Here is a 25,332-nt window from a genome sequence, read left to right on the forward strand (position 1 = left end):
CCGGCGGCTCGCGTCCGTGTCCGTGCTAACACTACTTGCTCAACAGGCGCATGGCCCGTTCCAGGCCCTCCAGCGTGATGGGGAACATCCGGTTGCTCATGATCTGGCGGATCAGCGCGATCGACTGGCGGTACTGCCACAGATGCTCGGGTTCGGGATTGAGCCAGGCGCACTTCGGAAACGCCGTCATGAAGCGCGCCAGCCAGACCGCGCCGGCTTCGTCGTTGTTGTATTCGACCGAGCCACCGGGTGCCATGACTTCGTAGGGACTCATGGTCGCGTCGCCGACGAACAGCACGCGCGTATCGGCCGGATATTTACGCAGCACGTCCCAGGTGGCGAAGCGCTCGCTGTGGCGGCGTGCGTTGTTCTTCCACAGGTAGTCGTAGACGCAGTTGTGGAAGTAGTAGAACTCCATGTTCTTGAATTCGCTGCTGGCGGCCGAGAACAGTTCTTCGGTGCGTTCGATATGGTCGTCCATCGAGCCGCCGACGTCGAACAGCATCACCACCTTGATCCGGTTCTTGCGCTCGGGCCGCATGCGGATGTCGAGCCAGCCGGCATTGCTGGCGGTGGCGCGGATCGTGTCGTCCAGCGCCAGTTCGTCCGCTGCGCCCTGGCGCGCGAAGCGGCGCAGGCGGCGCAGCGCCACCTTCAGGTTGCGCGTGCCCAGTTCGCGCTCGCCATCGTAGTCGCGGTAGGTGCGCTGGTCCCATACTTTGACGGCGGTTCGATTACGGCTCTCGCCGCCGATGCGGATGCCTTCGGGGTTGGTGCCACCATGCCCGAAGGGCGACGTGCCGCCGGTGCCGATCCATTTGCTGCCGCCGGCGTGGCGTTCCTTTTGCTCTTTTAAGAGTTCCTGCAGGCGCTGCTGCAACTTGTCGTAGCCGAATTTTTCGAGCTGCGCTTTTTGCTCGGGCGTGAGTTCACGCTCGAAGCGCTTGATCAGCCAGTCGAGCGGAATCTCGGACTTCGCGTCGAACACCGCATCGACGCCCCGGAACCAGGCGCCGAAGACGCGATCGAACTTGTCGAAATGGGCTTCGTCCTTTACCAGCGTCAGCCGCGCGAGATAGTAGAAGTCGTCGAGCGACGGGGCGATCACGCCGCGTTGCAGCGCGTCGAGCAGCGTCAGGAATTCGCGGATCGAGACCGGGATGCGGGCCTCGCGCAGGGCGCGGAAAAAATCGATCAGCATCGCATCGAGGGGGCTGACGCCACCATCACCGGTTGTTCCGCGCCATGAACATCAGGCGCTCGAACAGGCCCACGTCCTGCTCGTTCTTGAGCAGGGCCCCGTGCAGCGGCGGGATGCCCACCTTGCCTTCGGCGCTGGCGCGCAGGGCTTCGGCCGGCACGTCCTCGGCCAGCAGCAGCTTGAGCCAGTCGAGAAATTCCGACGTCGACGGCTTCTTCTTGATGCCGGGGACATCGCGCATGGCATAGAAGCTTTGCAGCGCCGCCGCCAGCAAGTCCTGGCGCAGGTTCGGGAAGTGCACGCCGACGATGTCGGCCATCGTCTCGCGGTCCGGGAACTGGATGTAGTGGAAGAAGCAGCGGCGCAGGAAGGCGTCCGGCAACTCCTTCTCGTTGTTGGACGTGATGATCACGAGCGGGCGGTGGGTGGCCACGACCATCTCGCGCGTCTCGTACACATAGAATTCCATGCGATCGAGTTCGCGCAGCAGGTCGTTCGGAAACTCGATGTCGGCCTTGTCGACTTCGTCGATCAGGAGCACGACGGGCTCGGGCGCCGTGAAGGCCTGCCACAGCACGCCCTTGACGATGTAGTTCTGGATATCGCGCACGCGCTCGTCGCCCAGCTGCGAGTCGCGCAGGCGCGAGACGGCGTCGTATTCGTACAGGCCCTGCTGGGCCTTGGTGGTCGATTTGACGTGCCACTGCAGCAGCGGCATGTCCAGGCTGGCCGCGACCTCTTCGGCCAGCATGGTCTTGCCGGTACCCGGCTCGCCCTTGATCAGGAGCGGACGGCCCAGCGTCAGGGCCGCATTGACGGCCAGTTTCAGGTCGGCGGTGGCGACGTACTTGTCGCTGCCTTCGAAGCGGGGAGCTGCATGCATGGCGGGTGCTTTGTCGAGTCGGTCGGTGGCAGGAAGTATACGCCATAACCCTGGGCGCGCCGCCGCCGTCCGGTTTGTAGACTGGTGACAAGTCTTCAGATAGAATCGGCCCGTTGGTAGACCTTTGCTAACTTTTTATGCGGTTGCGGTTTTCGAATTACAACTAACGAGACGCCCATGAAAACAAGTTTGGCACCATTGGTACTGGCAGCATGCGCCTGTGCCGCCGGCAGCGCCGTCGCCACGGCGGCGGACGTCGTCGGCAACCCCAAGGCGGCCGTCGCCAAGATCGAGATGTGCATCGGCTGCCATGGCATCCAGGGCGGCTACAAGACGGCGTTCCCCGAAGTCTACCGGGTGCCGATGATCGGCGGCCAGTCGGCCAAGTATCTCGAATCCGCCCTCAAGGCCTACCGCAAGGGCGACCGCAAGCATCCGTCGATGGTCAATATCGCCAAGTCGCTGAGCGACCAGGATATCGCCGACGTGGCGGCCTATTACTCCCAACAGACGGTGGCCTCGCGATGAATAATTTCATGCAGCGGATTGTCCTTTCCCTGGCCCTGGGCGCGCTGGGCGCAAGCGCATCGGCCGCCGACATCGCGCGCGGGGCGGCGCTGGCCAAGACGCACAACTGCGCGTCATGCCACGGCGCCGACTTCAACAAGCCGATCGACCCGAGCTACCCCAAACTGGCTGGCCAGCACGCCGACTACCTGACGACGGCGCTGCGCGCGTACAAGCGCGGCGCCGGCCCGAACGGGCGCGTGAACCCGATCATGGCGGCGCTGGTGCAGCCGCTGTCGAACCGCGACATGGCCGATCTTGGCGCGTATCTGGGCAGTTTGCCGGGCCAGCTGGTGACCAAAAAATAAGCCCGGCGCCAGACGCGCAAGGCGCTTGCTGGTAACATGCGGGCCCCTTGCCGCGTCACCCGCCGGAGCTTTTCGTGTCTTCCCTTTCGCCTGCCTACCTCAAAACCAACCTGCTCAGCGGCCTGACGGTCGCGCTGGCCCTCGTGCCCGAGGCGATTGCCTTCGCCCTGGTTGCCCACCTGTCGCCGCTCACCGGCCTGTACGCCGCCGTACTGGTTGCCTTCATCACATCCGCATTCGGCGGGCGACCCGGGATGATCTCGGCCGCCGCCGGCTCGCTGGCCGTCGTGATGGTGGCGCTGGTGGTGCAGCATGGCGCGCAGTACCTGCTGGCAGCTGTGGTGCTCATGGGCGTGCTGCAACTGCTGTTTGCCGCCGCGCGGCTCGGTAAATTCATCCGCATGGTGCCGCATCCGGTGATGCTCGGCTTCGTGAACGGGCTGGCGCTGGTGATCTTCCTGGCCCAGTTCGGGCACTTCAAGGTGGCGGGCCCGGATGGCACGCCAGAATGGATGCCCGCCGCGCAGCTGGTCACGATGGGCGTCATCATCGCCATCACGATGGCCGTGATCTACCTGACCCCACGCATCACCAAAGCCGTGCCGTCCACGCTGGTGGGCATCCTGGTGGCCAGCGTCGGTTGCGCGCTGCTGGGCGTCGAGACGCGCACCGTGGGCGACCTCGGTTCGATCGCCGGCGGCTTGCCTAGCTTCGCGCTGCCCGACGTGCCGATGACGTGGGATACGCTGAGCATCGTGTTCCCGTACGCGCTCGTGATGGCGGGTGTGGGCCTGATCGAATCGCTCCTGACGCTGACGCTGATCGACGAAATCACCGACACGCGCGGCCAGCCGAACCGCGAATCGCTGGCGCTGGGCGCGGCCAACGTCGTCAGCGGCGTGTTTGGCGGCATGGGCGGCTGCGCGCTGATCGGGCAGAGCATGATCAACGTGAACAGCGGCGCGACCGGGCGCCTGTCGGGCATCGCGGCGGCGGCCATCCTGCTGTGCTTCATCCTGTTCGGCTCCGGCTGGATCGAAGCGATTCCGCTGGCGGCGCTGATTGGTGTGATGTTCGTCGTCTGCGAAAAGACCTTCGAGTGGGGCACGTTCCGCCTGGCCGGCCGCGTGCCGCGCGCGGACCTGTTCGTGGTCGTGCTGGTGGCGGGGATCACGCTGCTGGTCGACCTGGCGGTGGCGGTGCTCACGGGCGTGATCGTGTCAGCGCTGGTGTTCGCGTGGCAGCATGCGCGCCAGGTGAAGGCGGCGGTCTCGATCGATGCGCAGGGCTGGAAGGTGTATGCGCTCGACGGCACGCTGTTCTTCGCGTCGGTCAGCGCATTCCAGGGCGTGTTTACGCCAAAGGACGATCCGCAGGACGTCGTGATCGACTTTTTGCACGCGCGCGTGGTGGACCATTCGGCGATCCAGGCGATCGACGCGCTGGCCGAGCGTTACCGCCTGTTGGGCAAGCGCCTGCACCTGCGCCACCTGAGTCCTGACTGCCGCGAGCTGCTGGAAAAGGCGCAGGACATGATCGAGGTGAATCTGGTGGAAGACCCGCGTTACCGGGTCGCGGACGACAAGCTCGCCTGATCAGGCAAACGCGCGGCGCCGCACGCACTCGATATACGCCTCGGTGTCGGGCGGCACGCCGTTGCGCTGCGAGGCCCAGATCATCTCGCCCAGGCACTCCATGATTTCGTGATGGGCATCGTGCTCGCCCCGTTTGGCCACCAGCATGTCGTGCGCGGCGCGGATGCCGCGCGGCTGGTCGATCGAGATCTGCTCGGCGATCGACAGGTGCATCGACAGGTGCAAGAACGGATTGGGCTTGCCGCCTTCGACCGAATAGTCGCGCGCGATCGCCGCCTCGATGTCCTCGAACTGGTCGTGGTATTCGGGATGCTGCACGATCCAGTCGGCCGCGATGGCATCCATCGGCGTCAGGATTTCGCCATTGCGTTGCTTGCGATAGGCGTCGCAGAAAAAGCGGCGCACGTCGTGCGAGGACGGAGTGAACATGGCAGGAGGGGGCGAAAAAAGGGGAGAGCGGGCATTGTAGCGCAGCCGCCGGTCTGGTGCGGCGAGGGCGTCACAGGGCCAGGTCTGCCCCCGGACTGGCGTACTGGTCGCGCAGCGCTGCACAATTTTTTGGCAGGATCGTCGTAGCCGTTTTGCCCAGCGCTTCCTCGTGCAGCCGGATCAGGTTTGCAGCAAAGCAGGCGCGCCCCGGCGTATCGGCAGCAGCCAGCGCCGTGGCGCCACCGGTCTTGCCGAGAAAATAATCGACGACGGGCCGCGGCCATGCGTCGTGTCCCTCGAAGCGTGTTGCCAGCTCGGCGCCGGCCTGCTGCTCGCCCGCCTGCAGTTGCGCCAGATACAGCCACAGGGCGCCATTGCGCCCGGTGTGCCCCTGGCCGAGGGTAGCGCGCAGGTACGTGACCGCCTGCGCCGGCTTGCCCTGCAACAGCGCGCGCGTGCCCAGCGACAGACTGGCTTCGCGCTGGCCCAGTGCCGCCGCCCGTTCCAGGTAGCCGCTCACGGCGGCCGGATCGCGGCGCGTGCTGCGTTCGGAATCGGCCATGCGCGCCATCGTCAGCCAGGCGTCGGCATTGCCCGCGTCCGCCTCCTGGCGCATCCATGGCCTGACCTCGCGCCGCGCATCGAACGGCGCGCCGCCGAGATAGGATACGTACAGCTTGCCCTGGCTCATCGCGAACAGCACGCGGTGCGCGCGCAGGAAATCGGCGCCGAGCAGCACATCGACGCTCAACTGGGCGTCCACCACGTCGAATTCGGGATTGTGGACCGTAGCGTCGCCCACCTTGAAGGTGTCGGCCGTGACGATCCAGCTGGCCACCGACTGGCGACCAATGCCGTGCGCTGTTCCCATGCGCTGCGCTTGCGGGCCATCGAGATCGATGCCGGCGCGTCGCGCCGCCCCCTTGGTGATGGTGGTAACAGAGGCGCCGCTGTCAATCATGGCGATCAGGCGCTGGCCGTTGATGTGCACGAAGAAGTGCGGATTGGGCGTCAGCTCGTCGTGCCCCCGAAACGGGATCACGCTCGCGTTCTGGTCCCAGTAGGCCAGCCAGGTCGTGCCGCAATTCTGCGGGCGAAAGAAGCGCAGTTCCTTGGTGGCGAGCGAAAATTCGAGGTCGCTTTGCAGCAGGAAGGCGGCGCCGGCGATGGCGTCGAAGGGCGGCGTGAACGTGGTCTCGCCAACGACCCCAAGGTACAGGTCGCGCGCGCGCACCGGGCCGGCGGCAAACTCCGCAACCCTTGCTTCATACAGCCGCGACTTGCCCGCCACGCCCTGCACGTACCCGCCCGTCGGGCGCGTGACCAGCCCGTGGCGCTCGATGCCAGTGCGGGTCAGGTAGGTCACGCCGGCGCCGGTATCGGGCAGCATGGTGGCGGGTTTGCCGTTGATCTCGCCGGTCATCGTCAAGCCCAGCCCGTTGCCGGCATAGTGCAGCGGCACCTGGGCCACTTGCATGAACTGGCAGGACGTTGCCTGGGCGGCGGCCGGCACGGGCAACCAGAGTGTCGCCGCGGCCAGCAGGGGCAGGGCGGTGCGCAGAAGGGAGAAAGGCATCCGGCAATTGTAGCGGATCACCGCCCGGGGGCATGCCCTGAAAGCAGGCGTCCCCCGAGGGCTGCGCGATGACTACTTGTTCGGCGCCAGCACCAGCGAATCAGGCGCCGCCGGATTGCCCGGCCCGGCCGCCCCGAGCATCTCTTGCCCCGGTTTGGCGCCAGGTTGCGAGCGGCCATGGGGCTGGCGCAGGTAGCGCGCGCTGTGGCGCCGCTCGCCGTGCTGGCCCTTGGCGGGCCAGCTCAGAAAGCGCGACAGCTCCTGCAGCGCGCGCTGGTAGACGTCGCGCTTGAACTCGATCACGACGTCAAGCGGCACCCAGTAATCGTGCCAGCGCCAGGCGTCGAACTCGGGATGGTCGGTCAGGCGCAGATTGACTTCGTTGTCGCGCGCGACCATGCGCAGCAGGAACCAGATCTGCTTCTGGCCACGGTAATGCCCGCGAATTTCACGCTTGATGAAATGATCGGGCACTTCATAGCGCAGCCAGTCGCGGGTGCGACCCACGATCTTGACGTGCTCCTGACGCAAACCGATTTCTTCCTCGAGCTCGCGATACATTGCCTGCTCGGGTGTTTCGCCGTACTTGATTCCCCCTTGAGGAAATTGCCATGAGTGCTCTCGCACCCGCTTGCCCCACCAGACCTCGTTGTTAGCGTTCAGCAGGATGATGCCGACGTTGGGCCGAAACCCTTCACGGTCGAGCATAAGTGCACCTCGATACTTTCTGCCGGCGGACGTTCCCTCTTGCGGGCACTCGGTACCCTTGTGTTTTTACTTACGTATTTTCATGCCCAAGGGGTTTCCGCACCGCTTGCGCGGTCGATGATGCTGGTTCCGGACCCTGTTTGTAGAAAGATTGGACGCATCAGCCGGCTAATCCTTTAAAATTAGGTCGATTATAACCCTCTCTTTTTAAAAAGAATTCACAGATATGCGTGCCTCACGATTTTTTATTTCAACTCTGAAAGAAGCGCCTTCCGATGCCGAGATCGTCAGCCACAAGCTGATGATGCGCGCCGGGATGATCAAGCGCCTGGGTTCCGGCATCTATACGTATATGCCGGTCGGGCTGCGCGTCATCCGCAAGGTCGAAGCGATCGTCCGTGAAGAAATGAATCGCGCTGGTGGTATCGAACTCCTGATGCCGCTCGTGCAGCCGGCCGAACTGTGGCAAGAGACAGGCCGCTGGGACAAGATGGGCGACGAGCTGATGCGCGTGAAAGACCGCCATGGCCGCGACTTCGCGATCCAGCCGACGTCCGAAGAAGTCATCACCGACGTCGTGCGCAGCGAGATCAAGTCGTACCGCCAGCTGCCGGTGAACTTCTATCACATCCAGACCAAGTTCCGTGACGAGCGCCGTCCGCGCTTCGGCCTGATGCGCGGCCGCGAATTCACGATGAAGGATGCGTATTCGTTCGACCGCGACGTCGCCGGCATGCAGACGTCGTACCAGACCATGTTCGATGCCTACACCCGCATCTTCACGCGCTTCGGCCTGAAGTTCCGCGCGGTGGCGGCCGACAACGGCGCCATCGGCGGCACCGGCTCGCATGAATTCCACGTCATCGCCAGCACCGGCGAAGACGCACTGGTCTACTGCCCGACGTCCGATTTCGCGGCCAATATGGAAGCGGCCGAAGCCGTGGCCAGCGGCGAGCGCGGCGCCGCCACGCAGGCGCTGACCAAGACCCCGACCCCGGGCACGACCAAGTGCGAGACCGTTGCTGCGCTGCTGGGCGTGAACCTGGCGCAGACCGTCAAGACCATCGCGTTGACTACCGAGAACGACGGCAAGAAGAGCTACTGGGTGCTGCTGCTGCGCGGCGACCATGAACTCAACGAGATCAAGGTCGGCAAGGTCGACGGCCTGGCCGGCCACCGCTTCTCGACCGAAGCCGAAATCCTCGAGGTGTTCGGCACCGTGCCGGGTTATCTCGGTCCGGTCGGTACCAAGCTGCCGGTCACCGTCGTGGCCGACCGCACGGTCGCCAACATGGCCGATTTCGTCTGCGGCGCGAACGAAGAAGACTTCCACCACATCGGCGTGAACTGGGGCCGCGATCTGCCAGAGCCAATCGTGGCCGACCTGCGCAACGTCGTCGAGGGCGATCCGTCACCGGACGGCAAGGGCGTGCTGGCGATCGAACGCGGCATCGAAGTGGGTCACGTGTTCCAGCTCGGCACCGCGTATTCGCAGGCGATGGGCGCGACCTTCCTTGACGACGGCGGCCGCCCTGCGCCACTGCAGATGGGTTGCTACGGCATCGGCGTGACCCGTATCCTGGGCGCGGCGATCGAGCAGAACTTCGATGACAAGGGCATCGTCTGGCCGGATGCGCTGGCGCCGTTCGAAGTGGTGCTGTGCCCGATGGGCATGGACCGCAGCGAGATGGTCAAGGACGCAACCGAGCAGCTGTATGCGTCGCTGTCGGCCATCGGCATCGACGTCATCGTCGACGACCGCGGCCTGCGCCCGGGCGCAATGTTCGCCGACTGGGAACTGATCGGCGTGCCGCATCGTGTCGTGATCGGCGAGCGTGGCCTGAAAGAAGGCAACCTCGAATACCAGGGCCGCCGCGATGCAGAAGCGAGCGGCGTGGCTGTCGGCGATATGCTCGCCTTCATCAAGGCCAAGCTGGGCAAGTGATGGCATTGCGCCTGGCCTCCTGGTCCGGAGGCGTGCTGCTGGCGCTGGCCTTCGGTCTGGCGGCGCCGGCGCATGCCGGCAACCAGAAAGAAGAAGCGCTGTCGGATTCGGTGCGCCTGGCGCTGGCCAACGCCATCGCCGACGCGCGCCCGCCGCGCCCGACCTTCCGCACCGAGGCGGGGCGGGCGCGCTATCAGGCGTGGTTCGACCAGATGTCGCCGCGCCTGGCCAGGCGCCTGCCCGACGTCCAGACCCGCACCGAGTTCCTCGAGACCGCGTGGTATGAAGCGACCCGCGCGGGTCTCGATCCCGGGCTGGTGCTGGGCCTGATCCAGGTGGAGTCGGCCTACCGCAAGTATGCGATCTCGATTGCCGGCGCACGCGGCTACATGCAGGTGATGCCGTTCTGGACCAAGGCAATCGGCGACGGCGACCGCCGCCGCCTGTTCCACATGCAGACCAATCTGCGCTACGGCTGCGCGATCCTGCGCATGTATATCGACATGGAGCGGGGCGACCTGTACCTGGCATTGGGCCGCTACAACGGCAGCCGGGGCAAGCCGAAGTACCCGAATGCGGTGCTGGCCGCATGGAAGAACTGGGAGTTCAAACCGGGGGGCTGATGCGTTCCCGGGTTGTACAAAACCCTAACATAGCAATTCACCCCACCGTCATCGACGCAGTGTAGACTTCCCGCTTTCTCCAGTGAGGACTGCATGCGACCCATTCTTTTCACCGCTGGCGCACTGCTGGCGGCGCTCACCGGCTGCGCGGCGACGCCGCCGGCCCCGCCCTCGACCGCGACCCTCACGGCCAACCCGGTCGACCATCGTGCGAAGAACATCATCTTCTTCCTGGGCGACGGCATGGGCGTCAACACGCTGACCGCGGCGCGCATCTTTGCTGCCGGCGAAGAGGGCGAGCTGGCGATTGACCGCCTGCCCGAATCGGCGTTCGTAAAGACCTTCTCCAACGATGCACAGGTCACCGACAGCGCCGCCTCGATGGCCGCCTACATGACGGGCGTGAAGCAGAACAACGGTGTGATCTCGATGTCGGCCGGCACGCGCTCGATCGCGCCCGGCAAGGACGCCAACGGCAACAGCCTGGTGAGCCGCTGCGAGAACGGCGAAGCGGCCGTCACGCTGCTCGAACTGGCCCGCAAGCGCGGCATGGCCGTCGGCGTGGTCACCAATACCAGCGTCACCGATGCCACCCCGGCCGCGACCTATGCGCACGCCTGCCATCGCAAGCTGGAAACCGACATCGCCGCCAGCCTGGTGCCCGGCGGCGCCGGCTACAACCGGGCGCTGGGCGCGAATGGCCTGGACGTCCTGTTCGGCGGCGGTGCGCAGCAGTTCACGCCGTTCGCGCGTGGCGGCAAGCGCGCCGACAACCGCGATCTGCAGGCAGAGTTCAAGGCCAGGGGCTTCCGGGTCGTGAACGACACCGCCGGGTTCGACGCCCTGGCGCCGGGCGCGCCGGTCGTCGGCCTGTTCGCCGCCAACCACATGGACTTCGACGCGACACGCGACGCTGCCCGTCAACCGGCGCTGCCAGCCATGACGACCAAGGCGATCGACCTGCTGGCGCCACACCGTGGCGGTTTCTTCCTGATGGTCGAGGGCGGCCTGATCGACCATGCGCTGCATGCGACGCTGGGCAAACGCGCGCTGCAGGAGACGGTGACGTACAACGCCGCGCTGCAGGCCGCGCTGGAGCGCATGGAAGCGCTCGATCCGGGCCTGAAGAACACGCTGATCGTCGCCACCGCCGACCATGACCACACCCTGCTGCTGAACGGCTACGCAGCGCGCACCGGCAAGACCACGCCTGCCAACCCGGGCGTCCTGGGCCTGGTGCGCACAGCCGACGGCAAGCCGACGCTCGACAGCCAGGGCATGCCGTACACGATCATCGGTTTCGGCACGGGCGAGAATCGCCACCAGGGCGAGCGTTCCACGGCGCTGACCGACGCCATCGTGACGGCCGACGACTACCACCAGCAAGCGGTCGTGCGCACGCGCGCGGGCGCCGAGACGCATGGCGGCAGCGACGTCTACCTGGGCGCGGCCGGCGCGAACGCGGAGCTGTTCCGCGGGACCATCGACAACACGCGCGTCTTCAATCTGATCAAGACCGCAGCCGGTCTGTAAGCACGAGAAATCCACCATGACTTCACGACGCATTCTTCCGCTGCTGCTGGCCGCCGCCTTTGGCGCTGCGCTGCCGGCAACGGCTTCGGCCCAGCAAAAGGCGAAGAACATCATCTTCTTCCTTGGCGACGGCATGGGCCCGTCCGTCATCACCGCCGCCCGCATCTACCGCGGCGGCGAAGACAGCCTGCTGCACTTCGAGCGCCTGATGGACCGTACAGCGCGCATCAAGACCTATTCGCTCGATTACCAGACCACCGACAGCGCGCCGTCGATGGGGGCGTACATGACGGGCATGAAGCTGAACAACGACGTCATCTCGCAGGCCGGCGCACGCCCGATCGACCCGACGAAAGAAGGCGTCGACCAGTGCGGTCCGGCCAACGGCCGGCCTGCCGTGACGATCCTGGAGCTGGCCAAGGCGCAGGGCAGGGCCACCGGGGCCATCACCACGACCGAACTGACGCACGCCACACCGGCGTCGACTTTCGCGCATACCTGCAGCCGCGATGCGGCCTACACGATCGCACAGCAGCTCGTGCCCGGCGGCGCCGGCTACAACGCGGCGCTGGGCGACGGCGTCGATGTGCTGATGGGCGGCGGACGCAATCACTTCACGCCGCGCGACGCGGCGCTCAATCCGAAAGGCCGGCCCGACGGGCGCGACCTGATGGCCGAATTCGCCGGCGCCGGCTATTACGTGGCCGGCACCAGCGCCGGCATGATGTCGGCGAAGCCGGGGCGCAAGTTCGTCGGCATCTACAGCGCCAGCAGCCACCTCGATTATGCGTACCAGCGCCGCGCCGAGCAGCCGACGCTGGCCGAGATGACGGGCAAGGCGATCGACCTGCTGTCGACCAATCCGAACGGGTTCTTCCTGATGGTCGAAGGCGGCAAGATCGACCATGCGCTGCACGACACCCGCGCGAAGCACGCGCTGGAAGAAACGGTGGCGTTCGACGACGCGCTGCAACTGGCAATCGAGCGCATGCGCGCGATCGATCCGGGCCTGCAGAACACGCTGATCGTGCTCACCGCCGACCATGACCACACGATGCAGATCAATGGCTACCCGAAGCGCGGCAATCCGATCCTGGATATCGTGCGCGACTATGCGACGGGCGAGCCCAAGAAGGATGCGGATGGCAAGACGTTCACCACGCTGGTGTTCGGCAATGGCCCGAACCGGCCGGCGATGCGCGCCGATGTCGATGGCATGGTCGCGCAGAGCGACGATTACCACCAGGAAACGGGCGTGCACAAGTCGTCCGAAACCCATGGCGGCGGCGACGTGAAACTGTATGCAACTGGCGCCGGCTCGGCATCATTCAAAGGCACGATGGAGAATACCCGCGTGTTCGAACTGATGAAGGCGGCTGGCGGTTTGTAAGACGAATCCGGGTCAGGAACAAGTTCGGATTCAGGTTATTTACACCTGAATAACAAAAAGCCCCGGGTTTGAATCCGGGGCTTTTTTAATCAGCACGACATCGACTGAATATAACCTGAACTTATTTCAGATGATCCGAAATCAGTTTGGTCATTTCAAACATCGAGACTTGCTCTTTGCCGCCGAAGACTGCTTTGAGCTTGTCGTCGCCATTGATCATGCGACGGTTTGCCGGATCTTGCAGGTCTTTCGACTTGATGTAATCCCAGACCTTTTTGGTCACTTCGGTGCGTGGCAGCGGCTTGTCGCCAACGACTGCAGCGAGCGTGGCCGACGGGGTCATGGCTTTCATGAACGCGGCGTTTGGCTTGCGTGCAACGGCTGGCTTGTCAGCCGATTTAGCGGCTGCTTTCGCTGGTGCTGCTGCCTTTTTTGCTGCGGGCTTGGCCGCTGCAGCAGGCTTGGCAGCTGCTTTTTTTGCTGGTGCTGCAGTGGTTTTTTTGGCTGTTGCCATCTTCGAGCCTCCTAAAACGAACACATGGAAAAATGCGTAATTTATCGCACGCCTATATTGGTAGCGTTTTACTGTTCGTGCAAGTCTTTTTCCAAACTTTTTCACTCTGATAAGCGGCCAAATGGGCGCTATCGCACACAACAACGCACGAGAACGATAAAACGCCGACACGGGGCGTAAAAAAACCGCGCAAAGCGATACTTTGCGCGGTTCGGCGAGCGGAAACAGCGAATTAACGCATGCCGGGCATCATGCCCTTCATCCCGCGCATCATCTTCATCAGGCCGCCGCCTTTGAGCTTTTTCATCATCGTCTGCATCTGGTCATACTGATTGAGCATGCGATTGACTTCTTGTACCTGCACGCCGGCGCCGGCCGCGATGCGGCGCTTGCGGTTGGCCTTGATCAGTTCGGGTTTCGCGCGCTCGAGCGGCGTCATCGAATCGATGATGCCGACCATGCGCTGCACCGATTTCTCGGCCTGGCCCATGTTAGCGCCTGCCGCGGCTTGCTGGAACTGGGCCGGCAGCTTGTCCATCAGGCCGGCCATGCCGCCCATTTTCTTCATTTGCGTCAGCTGCGACTTGAAGTCGTTCATGTCGAAGCGGCCGCCGACCTTGATCTTGTTGGCCAGTTCGGCTGCCGCTTCGGCGTCGACGCCCTTGCGCGCTTCTTCGACCAGCGCCAGGATGTCGCCCATGCCCAGCACGCGGTTGGCCATGCGGGCCGGATCGAAGGCTTCGAGGCCGTCGAGTTTTTCGGACACGCCGGCAAACTTGATCGGCTTGCCCGTCACGTGCCGCACCGACAGCGCCGCACCGCCGCGCGAGTCGCCATCAAGCTTGGTCAGCACGATGCCGGTCAGGGGCAGGGCGTCGTTGAACGCCTTGGCGGTGTTGATCGCATCCTGGCCCAGCATGGCATCGACGACGAACAGCGTTTCGATCGGGTTGACGGCGGCGTGCACGGCCGCGATCTCTTGCATCATCGCTTCGTCGATACCGAGGCGACCCGCAGTATCGATGATCAGGACGTCGTGGTAGTGCTTCTTGGCCCAGTCGAGCGCGGCCAGCGCGATGTCGACCGGCTTGTCGTTGGAGGTCGACGGGAAGAAGTCGGCGCCGACCTGCCTGGTCACCGATTCGAGCTGCGCGATTGCGGCCGGGCGATACACGTCGGCCGAGACGGTCAGGACCTTCTTCTTTTTCTGTTCCTTCAGGTACTTGGCCAGCTTGCCGGTGGTGGTGGTTTTACCGACACCCTGCAGACCCGCCATCAGGATGATCGCCGGCGGTTGCTGGGCGAACGAGAGCTGGCTGGCTTCCGGGCCGAGGTCGGCGCCCATCAGGGCCGCCAGTTCCTTCTGCACCACGCCGACCAGCGCCTGGCCCGGGCTGAGCGAGCCGACGACTTCTTCGCCGAGCGCTTTTTCCTTGACCTTGGCGATGAATTCACGCACTGCCGGCAGCGCCACGTCGGCCTCGAGCAGGGCCATCCGCACTTCGCGCAGCATCTCTGCAGTGTTCGCCTCGGTCAGGCGAGCCTCGCCACGCATGGTCTTGACGACCTTGGCAAGGCGTTGGGTGAGGTTATCTAGCATGTTCAACCTAATCAGTAAGGGCACATCGGACGCGCGGTCCCGAGCGAAATGCCGGTGGGCGAGCGCCGCCAAAGCGGCATTTTACATCGTGCAGGCGCCGCTGGTTCTCCTGCGGCGCGGCAGGCGCACATTTTTTCAGCAAACGGGAGCGTTTTGCGGCGGTGCGAAGCCTGGCCGGAAAACCCGCCCACCCCACGTCGACATCATGCAATGGTGTAGACTCCCGTCATGCAGAATTTCCTCTTCCTTGCCGCGGCTTTCCTGTACGCGGTATGCGCCCTGCTGCCATCGCGACGTGCCCCGGCCATCTCGGCCGTGACGGCCGGCGCGTGGGTGCTGCATGGCGTTTCGCTTGGCATGGACGTGATGGTCCCGGGCCGGCTGCGCGTCGGTTTTGCCGTCATGCTGTCGTCGGCGCTGTGGGTGTCCGTGGCCGCCTACTGGTTCGAGAACCGCAATTTCGCCCTCGACGGCATGCGCCGCCTGGTGATGCCGTTTGCCGCCGTGGCCGCGCTGCTGCCGCTGCTGTTTCCCGGCACGCTGACGCCGCTGGCCGGCAAGTCGCCGGCCTTTGGCTGGCATATCGCGGTCGCGGTGCTGGCCTACAGCACGCTGACCATTGCCGCCTTCCATGCCGTGCTGATGGCATTGCAGGAAGCGCGGCTGCACACGCGTACCGCCGGTGGCGGCCGCTTTGGCGCTGCGCTCGACCAGCTGCCGGCGCTGCTCACGATGGAAAAACTGCTGTTCCGCGTGATCTGGATCGGCTTCATCCTGCTCAGCCTGACGGTGCTGTCGGGCTTCGTGTTCTCCGAACAGGTGTTCGGCCGCCCGCTCATGCTCGACCACAAGAGCGTGTTCGCCCTGCTGTCGTGGGCGCTGTTTGCCGCGCTGCTGGCCGGGCGCCGCTGGCGAGGCTGGCGTGGCAAGACCGCGCTGCGCTTCACGCTGGCCGGGTTTGCCACGCTGGCGCTGGCCTATGTCGGCAGCCGTTTCGTGCTTGAAGTCATCCTGCACCGAGGAACCATCTGATGCGACTATTATTCTGGATTGCCTTCATCGCCCTCGTGGTCTTCGCCGTGCGCAACAAGCTGCGCGCCATGAGCAAGCGCGCGGCCGTACCGCCGCAGGCGCGCCCTGGCGCGGCCAAGGCGCCGGTGCAGATCGAAGCGATGGCCCAATGTACCCACTGCGGCATGTACTTCCCGGCGTCCGAATCGGTACGCGCCGACGGCCACGACTACTGTTCGCCAGGCCACGTGCGCCTGCCGCCGCCGTAGGCGCAGCCCGGTCTTGACGCCACGCCGCATCCTGTCGCCCGAAGCGCGCGTCGCCCTGTGGCGCTCGCTGCAGACCTTCACGCTCACGCGCATCGTCATCGCGCTGGTGCTGCTGCTGTATTTCGGCTTCGACTTCGAGAACGGCGCGCTGCGCATCACGCAGCAGGTCGCGCACATCTGCCTGGCCTACGCGATCATGGCGCTGGTGTTCTCGTTCGCTGCGCGCCGGCAGCGCCGCTTCCTGGTGCAGCTCGGGGTGCAGGTCGCGATCGACCTCCTGGTCATTTCGCTGCTGTACCTGGCCGCCGGCGGCATGCGCAGCGGCCTGGGCATCCTGTATCTGTTCCCGCTGGCCGGCGCCGCGATCCTCGCGCCCCTGCTGCTGGCGCTGTTTGCCGCAGCGGTGGCCACGCTGTTTTTGCTTGGCCTGAGCGTGTGGCAACTGGTCGAGGGGTTCGATCCGCCGCTGATGCAGGCGGGCCTGTTTGGCGCGGCGTTCTTTGCAGCCGTGCTGGTGGCCAACCGCATGGCCGCGCGCCTGCTGGGACAAGAAGAACTGGCGGCCCAGCGCGGCGCCGACCTGCGTATCCAGCAGGCGATCAATGAAATCGTGATTGCCGACGTGGGCGACGGCATCCTGGTGGTGGGCGCCGATGGCACGGTGTTTACCGGGAACCCGGCGGCGCGCCGCATGCTCGGGCTGCAGGCCGACACGTCCGGCTTCCTGCTGCAAGCGGCGCCCGCCTTCGAGCCGCTGGCCGGGGCCTTCGATGCCTGGCTGGCCGCACCCGAGAACGACAAGGCCTTCGTCACCGTCAAACCGTACCGCGAGGGCGACGGCGCCGGCGACGTGCGCGGCCGGCGCGACCAGCCGGTGCACGTCAAGCTGCGCTTTGCGCGCGTTGCGGCGCCGGCCGACGCGGTGGGCGATGCCGTGGGCGAGGCAGGCGGGCGCAGCGTGATCTTCATGCAGGACGTGAGCGCCATCGAAAACCAGGCGCAGCAACTCAAGCTGGCGTCGATGGGGCGCCTGACGGCCAGCATCGCGCACGAGGTACGCAACCCGCTGTCGGCCATTGGCCACGCGACAGCGCTGCTGGCCGAAGACCTGCACGGTCCGGCCGAAGTGCGCCTGCTGAAAATCGTCGGCGACAATGTGGCGCGCGTGAACCGCATGGTTGAAGACATCCTGCAGCTGTCGCGCAAGGCGCAGCCCAACGGCGAGCCGGTGCCGCTGGCCGCGTTTCTCGAGCAGCTCAAGGCCGAATTCTGCGAAATCCACGGCCTGGCCGGTGATATAGTCTATGTCGGCGATCCGGGCGGCAGCGCCGTACGGTTCGATCCGCTGCACCTGCACGAAGTCCTGCTCAACCTGCTCAACAACGCGGTGCGCTACGCCAGCCGCCAGCCGGCCAGCATCCGTATCTTCCCGGCGCGCGATGCGGCCGGGCGGCGCGAGCTGCACGTGCAGGACGACGGGCCCGGCATCACGCCCGAAGTGCGCGACCACCTGTTCGAGCCGTTCTATACCACCTCGAGCAAGGGCACCGGCCTTGGACTCTACCTGGCGCGCGAACTGTGCCTCAACAACGATGCGAAACTCGATTATGAATACCGGTTCGACCCGTCCGCGCTGGGCCCGCGCAAGGCCAGCGGCCGCTTTGTCATCACCTTCGCCCTTGCCTGACGTGGCCGGGGAGCCGTCATGAGCGCGCCGCGCGTCCTCGTGCTCGACGACGAGGCTGACCTGCGCGAGCTGCTCGAAATCACGCTGCTCAAGATGGGCCTGGACGTCGACAGCGCTGCCACGCTGCGCGAGGCGCGCGCGCTGTTCGACGAGCGCGATTACGCGCTGGTGCTGACCGACATGCGCCTGCCGGATGGCCTGGGCCTCGAACTGGTGCGCGAAATCGGCGTGTCCGGCAAGGGCACGCCGGTGGCCGTCATCACCGCTTACGGCAGCGCTGAAAACGCCGTGGTGGCGCTGAAAGCCGGTGCGTTCGACTATATCGCCAAGCCGGTGGCGCTGGACGCGCTGCGCGTGATGGTGCGCGCGGCGCTCAAGCAATCCGAAAGCGCTGCGCTCGGTGACGGTGCTGCACCCGACTCGCGCATGATCGGCAGTTCGCCGGCGATGGCGGCATTGCGGGCCCAGATCGCCCGTTTGGCGCGCTCGATGGCGCCGATCTCGATCACGGGCGAATCCGGCAGCGGCAAGGAACTGGCCGCGCGCGAGATCCACGCCCAGAGTTCACGCGCCGCGAAACCGTTCATCGCCGTGAACTGCGGCGCGATTCCCGAAACGCTGATGGAGGCCGAGTTCTTCGGCTACCGCAAGGGCGCGTTCACGGGCGCATCCGACGAGCGCGACGGCTTCTTCCAGGCGGCCAACGGCGGCACGCTGATGCTCGACGAGGTGGCCGACCTGCCGCTGGCGATGCAAGTGAAACTGCTGCGCGCGATCCAGGAGCGGCGCGTGCGCAAGATCGGCGCGACGGTCGAGGAACCGGTCGACGTGCGCATCATCAGCGCAACGCACCAGGACCTGGCGCGCTGCGTCGAGACGGGCAAGTTCAGGCAAGACCTGTTCTACCGGCTGAACGTGATCGAGCTGGGGTTGCCGCCGCTGCGCGAGCGGCTGGACGACCTGGCGCCGCTGGTGAACGGCATCCTGCAGCGCCTGGCCGGGGCAGGGCAGGCCACGCTCGGGGCCGGGGTGCTCGATGCGCTGCGCGCGTATTCGTTCCCCGGCAATGTGCGTGAACTGGAAAACGTGCTGGAGCGCGCGCTGGCGTTTGCCAATGATGGGGTGATCGAGGTGGGCGATTTGTCGCTCAAGGCGGCGCGGCCGATCGAGCCGGCGCGGGCCGAGCTGGCGCCGCCGGCAGTCGCGCCGCCCGTTGCCGTCGCGCCGGTCGCACCGGTCGCGCCGCCGGGTGTCGGTCCCGCCGACTTGCCCGCCAACCTGCCCGAATATCTGGAGCAGGTCGAACGCGACATCATTGGCCGCGCGCTGCAGCAGACCCAGTTCAACCGGACCCAGGCCGCCAGCCTGCTTGGCATCAGTGTGCGGCAGCTGCGTTACCAGATGCAGAAGCTGGATATCAGCGCGCCCGAGGATTGACCCGATTGTCGGTTCATCCAGGGTGCATGTCCCGTGACCAACTCTTGTCATTCTGCGAACGCTTTCTGGTGCGTGCTGCACACCGATTGGGCAGGCCCGCACCGTGCTGATGATTGCTTGAGCAGCTCATCTACGGCAGCTCCCGCTGATGTTAGCGCTCGCTAACCGCGCGCCGCCCGTCGTTTGGGCGACCCTTGAAAGTCAAGGGTTCACACGCTTGAAAACGCCAAATATTGAGGATTTATTCACTTGCCGCTGCGGGTTTGAGGTACTACAATTAGTCTCATATCAAGGCTGGACACTAGATGTAGTGGTAGTCCTCGGAACGAGGGCGCCAGGATCCAACCCGGTGTTTCCTTAGTCAGCAAGCTGTTTTCAAACACGCCACACTGCACTTGTACTGAATATTCTTGCCCTGCTTTTCTGGTGCGCCGCCTGTTGGCCGCCGGCCAGCGGGGATTCGTTTTGCTAATTTTTTTGCGACATATTTGCTAGTTGTTTGTTCGGGAACCGGGGGTGCGCACAGCGCCGGGCGGTTTTCATGACGACAAACGGCGGCCCGTCCGCTCTCCTGGAGGCTCAATGCACCAAGCACAGAACAGTTCGATCAACCAGAATGCCACCCCAGGTTCGACGCCTGCCGGCGCCACCCCGGCCGACATCGTCGCCCGTGGCGACTACCGCGTCATCCGCCGTAACGGCTCGGTGGTGGCATTCGAGCCGCACAAGATCTCGGTCGCGATGACCAAGGCCTTCCTGGCGATCGCCGGCGGTCAGGCCGCGATGTCGGCGCGCATCCGCGAGCTGGTCGAGCAGATGACCAACAACGTCGTCACCGCACTGGTGCGTCGCCAGCCGAACGGCGGCACGTTCCACATCGAGGATGTGCAGGACCAGGTCGAGCTGTCGCTGATGCGTTCGGGCGAGCATGATGTCGCGCGTGAATACGTGCTGTACCGCGCCAAGCGCATGGAAGAGCGCCGCGCCGCGAAAGAAGCCGCTGGTGGCGGTGGCGCCGTCGTCGCACCGCAGATCCACGTCGTCGATGGCGGCGAGCGTCGCCTGCTGGACATCAACACGGTCATCAACCTGATCGGCGCCGCCTGCGCCGGCCTCGAAAAGCACGTCGACGCCGACGCGATCCTGGCCGAGACCATGAAGAACCTGTACGACGGCGTGCCGGTCGAAGAGCTGCACAAGTCGGCCATCCTGGCTGCGCGCGCGCTGATGGAAAAAGACCCGGCCTACAGCCAGGTCACCGCCCGCATCCTGCTGCACACGATCCGCAAGGAAGTCTTCGGCCGCGAAGTGGCGCAAGCCGGCGCCGCCGCCGAATACCTGACCTACTTCCCGCAGTACATCGCCAAGGGCATCGCCAACGAGCTGCTCGACGAAGAACTGGGCAAGTACGACCTCGAGCGCCTGGCCAAGGCCATCGTCGCCGACCGCGACCTGCAGTTTGGCTACATCGGCCTGCAAACCCTGTATGACCGCTACTTCCTGCACGTGCGCGACGTGCGCATCGAAATGCCGCAGGCGTTCTACATGCGCGTGGCAATGGGCCTGGCCCTGCGTGAAGACGACCGCGAAGCGCGCGCCATCGAGTTCTACAGCCTGCTGTCGTCGTTCGATTTCATGAGCTCGACCCCGACGCTGTTCAACTCGGGCACCCGCCGCTCGCAGCTGTCTTCGTGCTACCTGACCACGGTCGGCGACGATCTGGAAGACATCTACGACGCCATCAAAGAAAACGCGCTGCTGTCGAAGTTCGCCGGTGGCCTGGGCAACGACTGGACGCCGGTGCGCGCACTCGGTTCGCGCATCAAGGGCACCAACGGCCGCTCGCAAGGCGTGGTCCCGTTCCTGAAAGTGGTCAACGACACGGCCGTCGCGGTCAACCAGGGCGGCAAGCGCAAGGGCGCTGTCTGCGCCTACCTGGAAACCTGGCACCTCGACATCGAAGAATTCCTCGACCTGCGCAAGAACACGGGCGACGACCGCCGCCGTACCCACGACATGAACACGGCGAACTGGATTCCCGACCTGTTCATGAAGCGCGTGATGGAAAAGTCGCACTGGACGCTGTTCTCGCCATCCGAGACGCCCGACCTGCACGACCTGACCGGCAAGGCCTTCGAACAAGCCTACCTGGCGTACGAAGCCAAGGCCGAGCGCGGTGAAATGGCCGTCTTCAAGAAGATCGAGTCGCTCGATCTGTGGCGCAAGATGCTGTCGATGCTGTTCGAAACCGGTCACCCATGGATCACGTTCAAGGACCCGTGCAACATCCGCTCGCCACAGCAGCACGTGGGCGTCGTGCACTCGTCGAACCTGTGCACCGAGATCACGCTGAACACCAGCGCCGATGAAATCGCCGTCTGCAACCTGGGCTCGGTCAATCTGCCGCAGCACATGAAGGGCGATGGCCTGGATCACGTCAAGCTGCAAAAGACGATCCGTACCGCGATGCGCATGCTCGACAACGTCATCGACATCAACTACTACGCCGTTGAAAAAGCGCGCAACTCGAACCTGCGTCACCGTCCGGTCGGCATGGGCGTGATGGGCCACCAGGATTGCCTGCACATGATGCGCATCCCGTTTGCCTCCGACAAGGCAGTGCAGTTCGCCGACACGTCGATGGAAGCGGTCTGCTACTACGCCTACCTGGCCTCGACCGAACTGGCCGAAGAGCGCGGCCGCTACGAGACCTACACCGGCTCGCTGTGGGACCGTGGCATCCTGCCGCAAGACTCGATCCAGCTGCTGGCCGACGAACGCGGCAGCCAGTACCTGGAACAGGACACGTCGTCGAAGATGGACTGGACCCCGGTGCGCGAGCGCATCAAGCAGTTCGGCATGCGCAACTCCAATTGCGTGGCAATCGCCCCGACCGCGACGATCTCGAACATCATCGGCGTCTCGGCCTGTATCGAGCCGACGTTCCAGAACCTGTACGTGAAGTCGAACCTGTCGGGTGAATTCACCGAGATCAACTCGTACCTGGTGCGCGACCTGAAGGCGCGTGATCTGTGGGACGAAGTCATGATCGCCGACCTGAAGTACTTCGACGGTTCGCTGTCGAAAATCGACCGCGTACCACAAGACCTGCGCGATTTGTATGCAACCGCGTTCGAGGTCGAGCCGAAATGGCTGGTGGACGCTGCATCGCGCCGCCAGAAGTGGATCGACCAGGCCCAGTCGCTGAACATCTACATGGCCGGCGCATCGGGCAAGAAGCTGGACGAAACCTACAAGCTGGCCTGGCTGCGCGGTCTGAAGACCACGTACTACCTGCGCACGATCGCCGCGACGCACCTGGAGAAGTCGACCACCCGCACCGGCGCGCTGAACGCCGTGTCGGTCTCGGGCGGCCTGTCCGGCGGCCTGTCGGCTGGCGAGAAAGCGCCGGTTGCACCAGCGCCGGCACCGGCAGCCAATACGGCAGCAGCAACCGAAGAAGACGGCGCCGCCTGCTACCTGCGTCCGGGTGACGACGGTTTCGAGGAATGCGAAGCCTGTCAGTAATCCCGTAGAGAATGCGCGCCGCCTGCAAGGCCGGCGCGCCTTCCGCGAAGTACACAACGGCGCCAGTCGCCGTCAAGACGAATAACCAACGCATCAACGTGCCCGGGCCGCAGTCGCTGCGCCAGCGCACCACAGAAGGAACCACCATGCTTAATTGGGACGACGAACCAACCAGCGCACCAAGCGCTCCGCAAGCCGACGCCAACCTCGCCCTCGCGCCTGTCGCCGAAGTGGCAAAGCGCGTCAATGCCGATGACAAGCGCATCATCAACGGCCAGACCGACGTGAACCAGCTCGTGCCGTTCAAGTACAAATGGGCATGGGACAAGTATCTGGCCGGCTGCGCGAACCACTGGATGCCGCAGGAAGTGAACATGCAGCGCGACATCGAGCTGTGGAAGAACCCGAACGGCCTGTCGGAAGACGAGCGCCGCCTGGTCAAGCGCAACCTGGGCTTCTTCGTGACGGCCGACTCGCTCGCCGCGAACAATATCGTGCTGGGCACCTACCGCCACATCACGGCCCCCGAGTGCCGCCAGTACCTGCTGCGCCAGGCGTTCGAAGAAGCGATCCACACGCACGCTTACCAGTACATCGTCGAATCGCTGGGCCTGGACGAAGCCGAGATCTTCAACGCCTACAACGAAATCGAATCGATCCATGACAAGGACCAGTTCCTGATCCCGTTCATCGAGACGCTGACCGACCCTGAATTCAAGACCGGCACGACCGAAAACGACCAGAAGCTGCTCAAGTCGATCATCGTCTTCGCCTGCCTGATGGAAGGCCTGTTCTTCTACGTGGGCTTCACGCAGATCCTGGCGCTGGGCCGCCAGAACAAGATGACTGGCGCTGCCGAGCAGTACCAGTACATCCTGCGCGACGAATCGATGCACGTGAACTTCGGCATTGACCTGATCAACACGATCAAGATGGAAAACCCGCAGCTGTGGACGCCGGAATTCCGCGAAGAGATCAAGGCCCTGTTCCTGGAAGCCGTCGACCTGGAATACCGCTACGCCGAAGACACGATGCCACGCGGCGTCCTGGGCTTGAACGCCCCGATGTTCAAGGGCTACCTGCGCTTCATCGCCAACCGCCGCGCGGTGCAGATCGGCCTCGACCCGCTGTTCCCGAACGAAGAAAATCCGTTCCCGTGGATGAGCGAAATGATCGACCTGAAGAAAGAGCGTAACTTCTTCGAGACGCGCGTGACCGAGTACCAGACTGGCGGCACGCTGAGCTGGGATTGATGCAGGGGCGTACATCGCCCTGTGTCAGCCACACACAAAAAGCCCGGCGTTGGTTCAGCCGGGCTTTTCTATTGGTGCGCGTCAGGCGATGCGCGCGTGTTCCACCACATCGACCACCCACACGACGCCAAACCGGTCCTTCAGCATGCCGTACATCGGCGACCAGCCGGAGGGCGCGAGCTCCAGCAGGATCGCCGCACCGTCGGCCAGCTTGTCCCACAAGGCCTTGATCTCTGGCTGCGTGTCGCCGCGCAGCGAGACGTAGAACGCGTTTTCTCCCTGCTGCCACGGCATGTCACCCGCCACATCGAAGGCCATGATGCGAAAGCCGTTGGACGCCTCGACCTGGCCCCAGATGATCAGGTCCAGGTCTGCCTCGTTCGCGGTGCGGCCCGCGTCACGGTACGTGAACTGCATCAGCTGGCCACCAAAGACCTGTTGATAGAAGGCCAGCGCGGCGCGCGCCTGGCCCTGGAAGTTGAGATGGGTGACAGCCTGGACGGACATGAAGAACTCCTGATGAAGGTTGGAAGACAGGTGCTACGATAGCAATCCCTCCTGCCACTTTCTGTCAGTTGCCGATGTCCCGCCCACAGCGCCTGTTTCGCCTGCTCGATGCACTTCGGCGCCTGCCGCCCCCCGTCACGGCGGCGCAGCTGTCGCACGACACCGGCGTCTCGGTGCGCTCGGTCTACCGCGATATCGAGACCCTGCGCGCGGGTGGCGCCGAGATCGGCGGCGAGCGCGGCTTTGGCTACACGCTGGTGGACGACGGCACGCTGCGCCCGCACACATTCAGCCGCATCGAGATCGAGGCGCTGACACTGGGCCTGGCCGAAGTACGGCAGATGGGCGACCCGGCGCTGGCCAGTGCTGCCGATGCGGTCCTGGCCAAGGTGGCGGCAACCCTGCCGTCGCTCGGCCAGCAGCACCTGCTGCATGCGGTGTCGCAGGTTCACCGCTTTGGCCAGCGCTTTTCCAGCCTGCCCGACATGGCCACGATCCGCGCCTGCTGCTGGCGCGAAGAGGCGCTGGCGATCGATTACCGCGATCGCCACGGCGCGGCCAGCAAGCGCACCATCTGGCCGCTGGCCATCGTCTATCTCGACGGGATGCTGGTCGTGCTGGCGCGCTGCTGCCTGCGCGACGACTTTCGCATGTTCCGCGCCGAGCGCATCGCGGCGCTCGCGCCAACGGGTGCCAGTTTCCGGCCGCGGCGGGCGGCGTTGCTGCGCGACTACCAGGCGATTCTCGACGCGACGTGACGGCGCGCAT

At 64.8% G+C, this 25,332-nt stretch carries 22 protein-coding genes; 14 read left to right on the forward strand and 8 right to left on the reverse strand.

All coding sequences use genetic code 11. The features are described 5' to 3' along the window. Positions 1–31: 31 nt before the first annotated feature. Positions 32–1,201 carry a vWA domain-containing protein gene (locus AC56LN_RS01385; RefSeq protein ID WP_499569561.1) on the reverse strand — a complete coding sequence of 390 codons (1,170 nt, stop codon included), beginning with the start codon at positions 1,199–1,201 and terminating at the stop codon, positions 32–34. A 25-nt stretch (positions 1,202–1,226) separates the two neighbouring features. Further along, positions 1,227–2,084 carry an AAA family ATPase gene (locus AC56LN_RS01390; protein WP_499503785.1) on the reverse strand — a complete coding sequence of 286 codons (858 nt, stop codon included), beginning with the start codon at positions 2,082–2,084 and terminating at the stop codon, positions 1,227–1,229. Positions 2,085–2,261: 177 nt separating this feature from the next. On the opposite strand from AC56LN_RS01390, the gene AC56LN_RS01395 reads away from it, so the two are divergent. From AC56LN_RS01395 to AC56LN_RS01405, 3 genes are all read left to right on the forward strand, one after another. Next, positions 2,262–2,612, forward strand: a complete 351-nt coding sequence (locus AC56LN_RS01395; protein ID WP_499569562.1) for a c-type cytochrome — start codon at positions 2,262–2,264, stop codon at positions 2,610–2,612. A gap of 8 nt (positions 2,613–2,620) precedes the next feature. Next, on the forward strand, positions 2,621–2,959 hold the full coding sequence (locus AC56LN_RS01400; protein ID WP_499569563.1) for a c-type cytochrome: 339 nt from the start codon (positions 2,621–2,623) through the stop codon (positions 2,957–2,959). 74 nt (positions 2,960–3,033) lie between these two features. Then, positions 3,034–4,554, forward strand: coding sequence for a SulP family inorganic anion transporter (locus tag AC56LN_RS01405; RefSeq protein WP_499569564.1), 1,521 nt, complete (start codon positions 3,034–3,036; stop codon positions 4,552–4,554). Here the strand turns inward: AC56LN_RS01405 and AC56LN_RS01410 are convergent, their stop codons facing one another. The 3 genes from AC56LN_RS01410 to AC56LN_RS01420 form a co-directional block, all read right to left on the reverse strand. Further along, complete coding sequence (locus AC56LN_RS01410) at positions 4,555–4,983, reverse strand: DUF1841 family protein (RefSeq protein ID WP_499569565.1); 429 nt, start codon at positions 4,981–4,983, stop codon at positions 4,555–4,557. Positions 4,984–5,053: 70 nt separating this feature from the next. Continuing rightward, entirely contained in the window at positions 5,054–6,559 is a 1,506-nt protein-coding gene (locus AC56LN_RS01415; RefSeq protein ID WP_499569567.1) for an aspartyl protease family protein, read from the reverse strand. A gap of 72 nt (positions 6,560–6,631) precedes the next feature. Beyond that, the gene (locus AC56LN_RS01420) at positions 6,632–7,267 is read right to left on the reverse strand and encodes an RNA pyrophosphohydrolase (protein WP_499569568.1); all 636 of its coding nucleotides are present in this window, start codon (positions 7,265–7,267) and stop codon (positions 6,632–6,634) included. Between the two features lie 226 nt (positions 7,268–7,493). Between AC56LN_RS01420 and AC56LN_RS01425 the strand changes: the two genes are divergently transcribed. The 4 genes from AC56LN_RS01425 to AC56LN_RS01440 all read left to right on the forward strand — a co-directional run bounded on the left by AC56LN_RS01425 (position 7,494) and on the right by AC56LN_RS01440 (position 12,758). Further along, entirely contained in the window at positions 7,494–9,212 is a 1,719-nt protein-coding gene (locus tag AC56LN_RS01425) for a proline--tRNA ligase (RefSeq protein ID WP_499569569.1), read from the forward strand. Further along, positions 9,212–9,835 carry a lytic transglycosylase domain-containing protein gene (locus AC56LN_RS01430; RefSeq protein ID WP_499569570.1) on the forward strand — a complete coding sequence of 208 codons (624 nt, stop codon included), beginning with the start codon at positions 9,212–9,214 and terminating at the stop codon, positions 9,833–9,835. The genes AC56LN_RS01425 and AC56LN_RS01430 overlap by 1 nt, the downstream gene beginning before the upstream one ends. A gap of 93 nt (positions 9,836–9,928) precedes the next feature. Continuing rightward, complete coding sequence (locus AC56LN_RS01435) at positions 9,929–11,368, forward strand: alkaline phosphatase (RefSeq protein WP_499569572.1); 1,440 nt, start codon at positions 9,929–9,931, stop codon at positions 11,366–11,368. Between the two features lie 16 nt (positions 11,369–11,384). Continuing rightward, positions 11,385–12,758 (forward strand): alkaline phosphatase, encoded by a 1,374-nt coding sequence (locus tag AC56LN_RS01440; RefSeq protein ID WP_499569573.1) that lies wholly within the window; start codon positions 11,385–11,387, stop codon positions 12,756–12,758. Positions 12,759–12,879: 121 nt separating this feature from the next. Here AC56LN_RS01440 and AC56LN_RS01445 read toward each other — a convergent pair whose 3' ends face one another. Both AC56LN_RS01445 and ffh read right to left on the reverse strand, forming a co-directional pair. Continuing rightward, the gene (locus tag AC56LN_RS01445) at positions 12,880–13,272 is read right to left on the reverse strand and encodes an SWIB/MDM2 domain-containing protein (RefSeq protein WP_499570764.1); all 393 of its coding nucleotides are present in this window, start codon (positions 13,270–13,272) and stop codon (positions 12,880–12,882) included. A 232-nt stretch (positions 13,273–13,504) separates the two neighbouring features. Beyond that, on the reverse strand, positions 13,505–14,872 hold the full coding sequence (gene ffh, locus AC56LN_RS01450; protein ID WP_499569574.1) for a signal recognition particle protein: 1,368 nt from the start codon (positions 14,870–14,872) through the stop codon (positions 13,505–13,507). Between the two features lie 228 nt (positions 14,873–15,100). Here ffh and AC56LN_RS01455 point away from each other — a divergent pair, with 228 nt between their 5' ends. From AC56LN_RS01455 to AC56LN_RS01480, 6 genes are all read left to right on the forward strand, one after another. Continuing rightward, positions 15,101–15,904, forward strand: coding sequence for a cytochrome C assembly family protein (locus tag AC56LN_RS01455; RefSeq protein WP_482896242.1), 804 nt, complete (start codon positions 15,101–15,103; stop codon positions 15,902–15,904). After that, a complete protein-coding gene (locus AC56LN_RS01460; RefSeq protein WP_258835672.1) occupies positions 15,904–16,152 on the forward strand; it encodes a PP0621 family protein in 249 nt (82 codons plus the stop codon). Before AC56LN_RS01455 ends, AC56LN_RS01460 begins: the two co-directional genes overlap by 1 nt. 13 nt (positions 16,153–16,165) lie before the next feature. Continuing rightward, positions 16,166–17,839: a sensor histidine kinase gene (locus tag AC56LN_RS01465; RefSeq protein WP_499569575.1), complete on the forward strand. Its 1,674-nt coding sequence runs from the start codon at positions 16,166–16,168 to the stop codon at positions 17,837–17,839. Positions 17,840–17,857: 18 nt separating this feature from the next. Continuing rightward, positions 17,858–19,276 carry a sigma-54-dependent transcriptional regulator gene (locus AC56LN_RS01470; RefSeq protein WP_499569576.1) on the forward strand — a complete coding sequence of 473 codons (1,419 nt, stop codon included), beginning with the start codon at positions 17,858–17,860 and terminating at the stop codon, positions 19,274–19,276. A 582-nt stretch (positions 19,277–19,858) separates the two neighbouring features. After that, the gene (locus AC56LN_RS01475; protein WP_499569577.1) at positions 19,859–22,804 is read left to right on the forward strand and encodes a ribonucleoside-diphosphate reductase subunit alpha; all 2,946 of its coding nucleotides are present in this window, start codon (positions 19,859–19,861) and stop codon (positions 22,802–22,804) included. Positions 22,805–22,950: 146 nt separating this feature from the next. Continuing rightward, on the forward strand, positions 22,951–24,057 hold the full coding sequence (locus AC56LN_RS01480) for a ribonucleotide-diphosphate reductase subunit beta (RefSeq protein ID WP_499569578.1): 1,107 nt from the start codon (positions 22,951–22,953) through the stop codon (positions 24,055–24,057). A gap of 81 nt (positions 24,058–24,138) precedes the next feature. Here AC56LN_RS01480 and AC56LN_RS01485 read toward each other — a convergent pair whose 3' ends face one another. Further along, on the reverse strand, positions 24,139–24,564 hold the full coding sequence (locus AC56LN_RS01485) for a VOC family protein (protein ID WP_499569579.1): 426 nt from the start codon (positions 24,562–24,564) through the stop codon (positions 24,139–24,141). Between the two features lie 74 nt (positions 24,565–24,638). On the opposite strand from AC56LN_RS01485, the gene AC56LN_RS01490 reads away from it, so the two are divergent. After that, positions 24,639–25,322, forward strand: coding sequence for a helix-turn-helix transcriptional regulator (locus tag AC56LN_RS01490; RefSeq protein WP_499569580.1), 684 nt, complete (start codon positions 24,639–24,641; stop codon positions 25,320–25,322). Positions 25,323–25,332: the final 10 nt, after the last annotated feature.

The sequence above is a fragment of the Telluria sp. ZT3P26 genome, assembly GCF_059686035.1.